8 protein-coding genes are annotated in these 8,218 nt (G+C 25.2%); 1 reads left to right on the forward strand and 7 read right to left on the reverse strand.

The annotated features are described in order from the left end of the window. The first annotated feature begins 67 nt into the window (after positions 1 to 67). Positions 68 to 427 carry a hypothetical protein gene (locus tag Q5F54_RS07865; protein ID WP_281538890.1) on the forward strand — a complete coding sequence of 120 codons (360 nt, stop codon included), beginning with the start codon at positions 68 to 70 and terminating at the stop codon, positions 425 to 427. A gap of 60 nt (positions 428 to 487) precedes the next feature. On the opposite strand, the gene Q5F54_RS07870 is transcribed toward Q5F54_RS07865, so the two are convergent. The 7 genes from Q5F54_RS07870 to Q5F54_RS07895 all read right to left on the reverse strand — a co-directional run. After that, the gene (locus Q5F54_RS07870; protein WP_302334191.1) at positions 488 to 763 is read right to left on the reverse strand and encodes a hypothetical protein; all 276 of its coding nucleotides are present in this window, start codon (positions 761 to 763) and stop codon (positions 488 to 490) included. A gap of 291 nt (positions 764 to 1,054) precedes the next feature. Beyond that, entirely contained in the window at positions 1,055 to 2,095 is a 1,041-nt protein-coding gene (locus tag Q5F54_RS07875) for an ADP-ribosylglycohydrolase family protein (protein ID WP_302334192.1), read from the reverse strand. Between the two features lie 66 nt (positions 2,096 to 2,161). After that, positions 2,162 to 2,923 carry a YdcF family protein gene (locus tag Q5F54_RS07880; protein WP_302334193.1) on the reverse strand — a complete coding sequence of 254 codons (762 nt, stop codon included), beginning with the start codon at positions 2,921 to 2,923 and terminating at the stop codon, positions 2,162 to 2,164. 31 nt (positions 2,924 to 2,954) lie between these two features. Continuing rightward, positions 2,955 to 3,917 carry a hypothetical protein gene (locus tag Q5F54_RS13075; protein ID WP_331562551.1) on the reverse strand — a complete coding sequence of 321 codons (963 nt, stop codon included), beginning with the start codon at positions 3,915 to 3,917 and terminating at the stop codon, positions 2,955 to 2,957. A 111-nt stretch (positions 3,918 to 4,028) separates the two neighbouring features. Further along, positions 4,029 to 4,949: a GTP-binding protein gene (locus Q5F54_RS13080; RefSeq protein ID WP_331562553.1), complete on the reverse strand. Its 921-nt coding sequence runs from the start codon at positions 4,947 to 4,949 to the stop codon at positions 4,029 to 4,031. A 138-nt stretch (positions 4,950 to 5,087) separates the two neighbouring features. Next, the gene (locus Q5F54_RS07890) at positions 5,088 to 5,966 is read right to left on the reverse strand and encodes a MurR/RpiR family transcriptional regulator (protein ID WP_071120015.1); all 879 of its coding nucleotides are present in this window, start codon (positions 5,964 to 5,966) and stop codon (positions 5,088 to 5,090) included. A 361-nt stretch (positions 5,967 to 6,327) separates the two neighbouring features. Continuing rightward, a partial coding sequence (locus tag Q5F54_RS07895; protein WP_302334194.1) for a sensor histidine kinase KdpD occupies positions 6,328 to 8,218 on the reverse strand: 1,891 nt, incomplete at its 5' end.

An 8,218-nucleotide genomic window follows, 5' to 3' on the forward strand; every position in this document is an offset into this window, starting at 1 on the left:
TGTAAGGTTCTAATATATGTTAATTCTTTAATATAATATAGTATTAAATATTAAAGGAGATATTATAATGAATAAAAATAATGATTCTAAACTTGCACTATTAACATCTGTTGTTCTAGGATCTCTTGTATTATTTTTAATTTTTTTATGTCATAGGCTTATACTTTGTATAGCTCGTGTTTTTGTTTATTTAACAGGGCTTGCTACTGTGTTATTAGTTTCTGTATTTTATATATTTATAATAGTATATCTTATTTCAAGGTTTCAAAAGTTCTATTGTAAGTATTATAAGCATAAGAAATATAAGAGAAATGATTTAGAAAATATCCAAATGATTAATTCTATAATTAAAATAGAAAAATCATTAATTTTTACTTTATTATCTATATTAATAGTGTTGTATATTCTTAATATATTGATATATTAAAAACCTACCTATCATAAGGACTGTAAGTAGGTTTGTATAAATACAAACTTACTTACAGTTTTATTTTACTTCTATAATAAATACAGACGTTTGAGGCGGTATACTCATTGTCATTGCATTAGAATGAAACGCAACAACAGTATCCCCTACCTTTAAATCCTCAATACCTATTTCATTGTATTCATGATCTAATATTATAGTTTCTTCACTATATACTAACCTAGTATAAGTATATATATCACCTGGTACTTTACCTATTGTTATAAATTTATAGGGCTGATTCATAATATCACTTATATCTACAATAGTTCCTATGGTATATGAACAACAGCTCATTATATCACCTCTTAAGATATTTTTTATTTCACTTATACTAAAATATGCTTTTTTAATTATTCTGTGATTATATATTATAAAATAAAAAGAAGGCATATTTCTATGCCTTCTTCTTATCGCACAATTAAACACACTTTTTTGGAGATTGATGACTATCCTAAAGTTATAAATCTATACTTTAGGAAGAGTTAACTCTATTTACCATTAGAGCTAATAAACACACAACAACATATATTTATATTATCATATCCATAACCTATTGTAAATTATTGTAATTCGCCATATTTCTACTTAGTTTTCAAGATACTTCTCAAACCACTCTTCACTTTCTTCATATCCAGTTAATAAATCAGTTGAAATATTCTCTAATAATTCTTTAAGCTCAATTACATCAATCCATTCTTTAGGTATATTATCAATACCTAAGTATGCACCTAAAATATTACCACAAATAGCTCCAGTACTATCACTATCCCCTTCATGGTTAACTGAACAGATTAATGCTTTTTTAAAGTCATCCTTATATTTTAAACTACTATAAATAGCTATAGCTAATGCCTCATCTGAAGTCCATCCTTCACCAATCATTCTTATAGCATCTGTATCTACTAAGTCATCTTTAGAAAGTTTAACTGCTTTTTCTACTGTCTCTACACACTCACAATATCCATCCATATCTTTTGCAAAGGATATAGCACAATTTATAGATTCATCAATTTCCATTCCTTCAATAATACATGATATTATGCAAGATAACATTCCCCCACTAATATATCCACTTGGATGCCCATGGGTTAATGCTGCACAATCACAACCTAATTTAAATGCTTCTTTCTTGTTATAAACAAGGCCTATTGGTGCTACTCTCATAACTCCACCGCATCCTTTACTGTTATTTATAGGATTTTTTATACTTCCAATTTCCTCTTTACTTAATGAAGTTAAACAGGTATTTCCTGCACCTCTATCTTCATATAACTCATCATATTTTAATAGATAGCTATTATATGTGCACTCATCATATCCCTTTGTATCTATATTTCTTTGTGTAGAGTACCATCTTAAATATGCATTGTATACTACAGCTGGTATATAGCATCTTCCCTTTTTACAATTTGCTCTTAATATTCCTTCCGCAGTAAACAAAGTCATTTGGGTATCATCAGTTATTTCTGCAATTCCTTTATCATTTAAAGTTAAATTATTTATTCCTTTACTTCCATATGTAGCTTTAATCTCTTTAAGCTTTTTTAACTCAATAGGGCGACCTAAAGCATCTCCTATAGCTCCACCTAGTATACAACCCTTAAAATATTTTTCATCTCTTTTCATATTATTACTCCTATAAATTAAAATAATATCTATAAATAATATGAAAAAATTTAATATTATATGTTTTTATAAATAAGCATATTCTATACTTTTAACTAAATCTATAATACTAGTTGGATATTCTCGTATCATATAATATAGTCTCCCCGATATTGAACTAATAGAACAAAGACCTTCATTTTCTATACCTAAAATACTAGCAATAAGTCTTCCTCTAAATAAGTGATAATCACTAGTCACTATAAGTACCTTTCCTTTATTATTCATATCATCTAGTATTTTTTTACTATATATAATATTTTCTAATGTAGTAGTAGCTTTATTTTCTTCTATAATATTATTTATATTAACTCCATTAGATACCAAATAATTTTTCATTGCTAAAGCCTCAGTAATATTTTCATCATTACCTTGACCTCCAGATACTATTATATTTACAGATTTATGTTTGTTGTAATACTCTATAGCCTTATCAAGTCTTAATTTTAATGTATTAGAAACTTCAGTGCCATTTACCTTAGCCCCAAGAACTATCATTGTATCTATATTATCTACTTTATCTACATCTTTTGTTTCATTTATATTTAAAAGTATCAACCCTTCTAATAATACAAAGGAAGATACAAATATAATTATTATAACTTTGTATATATTATAAAGTGTCTTTAAATATTTATTTTTACTACATAAATCTTTCATAGGAAAAACTATATATACAATTGCCATAGATACTATTAAAAATATAGATGAAAAACTAATTCCCCATTCAAGTATAGATAATGCACCTATAATAATCATAGTAAACATTATATATTTTCTTTTGTTCATATTTATCTCCTAAAATTAATGTTTTATAATACTATCTCTCTAAACAATGCATATGATTTTTTGCTTCCTTCCCCTTTACAACATATGCTTGTCCCTTAGAACAAAATATAGAATTAGAGGTATACTCTATATCACTATCTTTATCATAATTTCTTTTTTCTAATACATATTCAGTATTATGACATATATCATATCCATCAAATATGTAACTAATAGAACCTGTTCCCTTACTAAAAGATACAATTTCAAGAGAATAATCCATAAATGTAGCTACTGGACCTCTTCCATTTATTATAGCTAAATTCTCATTAATAATAGGAGGCTCAAATTCACCACTCATTTTAGAAATATCAGACATAACTCTTCCAACATAATCAATATCTATTTCTATACTAAATTTATAATAAGGCTCAAGTAATATGTTTTTAGTATTTTCAAGACCTTGTCTTAAAGCTCTAAAAGTAGCTTCTCTAAAGTCTCCACCACTAGTATGTTTATTATGAGCTCTACCTGTAAGTAATGTTATATTTACATCAGTTAAAGGATACCCTCCTAATATTCCCTTATGATCCTTTTCAAATATATGAGTCTTAACTAAATTTTGATGACCTAAAATTAAATCATCAACATGGGCAGTACTATCAAAACTTATCCCACTATTTCTATCACTTGGAGTAATCCTTAAATGTACTTCAGCATAATGACCTAATGGTTCAAAATGACCATATCCAATTGTTTCACTTTCTATTGTTTCGTTATAAAGTATTTCACATGGACCAAATTCAACATCCATATTAAACCTATTTTTCACTATAGCCTTTAATATTTCAAGTTGTATTTTTCCCATAGCATGAATATGTATTTCCTTTAATGTTTCATCCCATACTACATTTAATGCAGGTTCTTCATTGTTTAATATATAAAAGTATCCTAATACCTCTCTTATATTTAAAATATTATCAAATATAACCTTAGATTTTAGTGTTGGAACCATTTCTAAATTATTTTTTACTTTTAGTTTATCTAAATTAACTTTTAATATATTAGGGCTTAATACAAAATCACCAATTTTTGCTTCACTTAATCCACATACAGCAAAAACTTCTCATGCGTAAACTTCATTTACAGATGTATATTTGTTAGAATTATATATCCTTATTTCATTTATCTTTTCAGTTACATTATTTCCCTGGCTATAATTTACTTCATCTTTAACCTTAATACTTCCTTGTAAGGCTTTTATATATGTAACTCTATTTTTATTATCATCATATTTAACCTTATATACTTTACCTATAAAGTCATCTTCTTTGTTATAATTTGTATGAGTTAAGTAATCTAATCTTTTAATAAATTCATTTATTCCAATATCTTGTAGTGCCGAACCATACATTAATGGATAAATCTTAGATTTTTTTATCATTTTTTTCATAGTATCTATCCATAAATCTTTATCATAATCTTCTTCTAAATATCGTTCAAATAAATAATCATCTCTTTCAGCTATAAATTCTATAATATCTTCATTTAAGATATTATCTGAGTCTAAGTTTAAATTATCACTTATATTTATAACATCACTAGTTAAACTATTTTTTATATCACTTATAACTTCATCTAAGTTAGCTCCTTCTCTATCTATTTTATTTACAAAAAATATAGTAGGAACATTATACTTTCTAAGTAATCTAAAAACTGTCTTAGTATGTGATTGAACTTTTTCTATTGCACTTATTATAATTACAGCATAATCCATTATACTAATAGATCTTTCCATATCTGGAGAAAAATCTATATGTCCTGGTGTGTCTATTAAATAATAATTAGATTCATTATATTTAAATGTTGCTTGTTCTGAAAATATTGTTATCCCTCTTTGTTTTTCTATATCATGATTATCTAAAAATGTATCTTTATTATCAACTCTACCTCTTTTTCTTATTGCATTTGTATGATAAAGAAGTTGTTCACAAAATGTGGTTTTCCCACAGTCTACATGTGCAAGTATTCCTATTGTCTTATTCATATTTCACCTCTTTAAATTTCCCTTATATAAATATAATATCATTAAATTAATTTATACAGTTAATTATATATAAAAGGAGTATCACAAAATATTATTTGTGTATACTCCTTTTAAAGTTTATTATTCAATTTATACTAACTATTTATCATAAACAGAATATTTTTCCCAAATAGCTTCTAAATCATCAAAGTGTTGTTTTATATCTTCTTTTTCTTTCATCCCAACTGATACTATAAGTGCATTTGCTATACTTAAAGCTGGAACTAAAGAGTCAACAAATGATACCATATTACTCTTAACTAATAATAAGTTATCTGTAAAAGATGCAACTGGTGCAAATGGACTATCTGTTAAAGATACTATATGAGCTCCTTTTTCTTTAGCATAACTTACTATTTGGTATGATTTCTTAGAGTATCTAGGGAAACTTATAGCTATTAAAACATCATCCTCATTTATCTTTACAACTTGTTCAAAAGCATCTCCCATATCTGTTCTTATAACATGAACACTGTCTAATATTATACCTAGATAAAATCCTAAATACTGAGCTATGGTAAATGAACTTCTCATTCCTACTATATAAATTCGCTTTGCTTTTAATATTCTATTTGCTGCTTCTTCAAAAGCTTTTTCATCAATTTCCTCTAAAGTGTCTTTTATGTTATCCATATCACTTTTTACTATTTTTTTAAGTATTGCAGAATCATCATTAAATTCTTTTACCATATCAACTCTTTGAACTGTTGTTAATTTATTTTTTATAACTTCTTGAAGAGCATCTTGAAGTTTAGGATATCCAGAATATCCTAATGCATTTGCAAATCTTACAACAGTAGATTCACTAACTCCTACTGCTTCTCCTAACTTACAAGCCGTCATAAATGCAACTTTATCGTAATTTTTTAATATATATTGAGCTATAAGTTTTTGTCCTTTACTAAATCTTGTATATTGTGATTGTATATGTGATATTAAATATTTGCTATCTTTTATTTCTTGCTTCGAATCTTTCATGATTTCTCCTTCGATTAAATAAATCTATAATTAATTTTTAAATTTTCTGTATATTACAAAAATTTTATTCTTACTATTAATATTATATCATCTTTTACATAAATTTTAATATATTCTGTGAAATATTTTTTATTTTTTGAAAACATTTTCTGATTATATATTTATAGATTCTTTAATATTTATAAATATATTCTTTTGATAAATTTACTTTATTTTCCAAACCACTACTATCCTTTTATTCTATAGCTCATAATACTTATATCTGCTTTTCATCTACATTTTATCTTCCTTATTTTCTAAATTATAAAAATATAAAAAGCTATGAAATCAAGTTTATTCTAATTTCATAGCTTTTACATATTTAATCTATTAAATTAAATTCTACAACTGACTTAAATAAATCTCCATCTATATCTATCTCAAATCTACCACCTTGAGCATTTACTAAGTCTCTTGCAATAGCAAGACCTAACCCACTACCTTCAGTATTTCTAGACTCATCGGCTCTTTTAAATCTTTCCATTATTTCTTCAGGGTCAAAATTTAATTCATAAGATGATATATTTTTCATCGTCAGTTTTACCTTATCATCCTCTTCAATTATATCAATATATACTCTAGTGTTATCAAGCGAATATTTTGATATATTGCTTAATAAGTTTTCAAGAACTCTATATAATTTTTTTCCATCTGCCATTATATAAGTCTTTTCTTCTGGTACTCTTAACTTTAAATCTAAATTAGCTTTTGATAACTTTTCTTCCATCTCACCTATAGCTTGTCTTAAAAGTTGAGTTATATCTATTTTTTCCATATTAAGCTCTAAATTACCACTACTTGCCTTACTAGCTTCAAATAAATCTTCTATTAATACCTTTAATCTTTTAGACTTTGAATCTAGTACATTTACATAATCTTTAATATGTTCAGGTTTTATATCCTCTTCTTTTTTTATTAACTCTATATAATTAATTATAGAAGTTAAAGGTGTCTTTAAATCATGGCTTACATTAGTTATAAGTTCTGATTTTAATCTTTCACTTTTTAACTGATTATATATTGCCTTATCAAGACCTTCTCCTATATTGTTTATATTTTCTGCTAAGTTGCTAAAGTTATCATCACCTATAATATCTAATTTATAATGTATGTCGCCACCTTTTATACGCTGAGTCCCTTCCATTATATAACTTAAGTATGCTAGCTTTTTAATTAAGTAATAAACATATAGTACAACAATAGTTAAACTAAGTATTGGTCCAAATAAAAATAATAATAAAGTACTTCCGAATAAAAATCCTATAAACCAACCTATTGTACCAACTCCTACACTTAATGCTGCTAATATTATAATTCTTTTAGCTAATGGAACTGATTTTGTTACTTTATTAGTATCTTTAAAGATTTTCTTTCCTAATATTAATACTCTAACTATTAAACTAGTTTTTAATATTTCTATAGGTTTATCAAAGCTTTTTAATTCTTTTCTTAAAATGTAATATATTGTAAATAATCCAAATATACATATAAAAGTATATACTAGATGATCTAATACATTGTAGTAATAATAAACAGAATAACCTGTTTTTATAATTCCAATTAGACTATATAGTAAAAGTATACCTACTATAATATAAATCTCTAAAGGTATTATTTTATAAAGATTTAAGTAAAAACTATTTCTATCTAAAACTTCACATTTCATTTTTTTATATATTACTATTGAAACTATAAATAATATTAAAGATATTATAGAAGATACTATTATAATCTTAAAATAAATTACTTCACTATCAAAATCATCTTTTATCTCTGAAACCTTATCATAGTGATATACACCACTTTGTTCAAAGTTTTTATTTATTGATATGCATACATCAAAATCTTTTAAATTATAAACTAAAACATCTCTTAATTCTTTATTTACATTTACTTTTTTGAATGTCTTATCTTTGATTTGCTTGGTATAGCTAATAACATCATTATTAGATGATAGCTCTACATCACATTCACCTTTTATATTTTTCTTAAAGTCTTCTATACTTTTATAATTAGTATTAGAGTAAACTTCATTAGTATCTTTATTTATAGCTATATATTCTAAATTTTTTAGATATGATAATTGAGTTTTTGCAGATTCCTTTTTATTTTCTAAGTAACCTTTTTCATACCATCTATTATCATTTTCATCCATTATAGATGTACTTGTCCAATATAATAATGGTCTTATTAAAGCTTCATCAAAAGCTTTA

Source organism: uncultured Romboutsia sp. (assembly GCF_958366745.1).
GTDB lineage: Bacteria > Bacillota > Clostridia > Peptostreptococcales > Peptostreptococcaceae > Romboutsia > Romboutsia timonensis.

Coding starts and splice junctions, on each gene's coding strand:
- Q5F54_RS07880 (WP_302334193.1), bottom strand. CDS start 2,923: ATGAACAAAAGAAAATATATAATGTTTACTATGATTATTATAGGTGCA.
- Q5F54_RS07890 (WP_071120015.1), bottom strand. CDS start 5,966: ATGAAAGATTCGAAGCAAGAAATAAAAGATAGCAAATATTTAATATCA.
- Q5F54_RS13075 (WP_331562551.1), bottom strand. CDS start 3,917: ATGGTTCCAACACTAAAATCTAAGGTTATATTTGATAATATTTTAAAT.
- Q5F54_RS07865 (WP_281538890.1), top strand. CDS start 68: ATGAATAAAAATAATGATTCTAAACTTGCACTATTAACATCTGTTGTT.
- Q5F54_RS13080 (WP_331562553.1), bottom strand. CDS start 4,949: ATGAATAAGACAATAGGAATACTTGCACATGTAGACTGTGGGAAAACC.
- Q5F54_RS07870 (WP_302334191.1), bottom strand. CDS start 763: ATGAGCTGTTGTTCATATACCATAGGAACTATTGTAGATATAAGTGAT.
- Q5F54_RS07875 (WP_302334192.1), bottom strand. CDS start 2,095: ATGAAAAGAGATGAAAAATATTTTAAGGGTTGTATACTAGGTGGAGCT.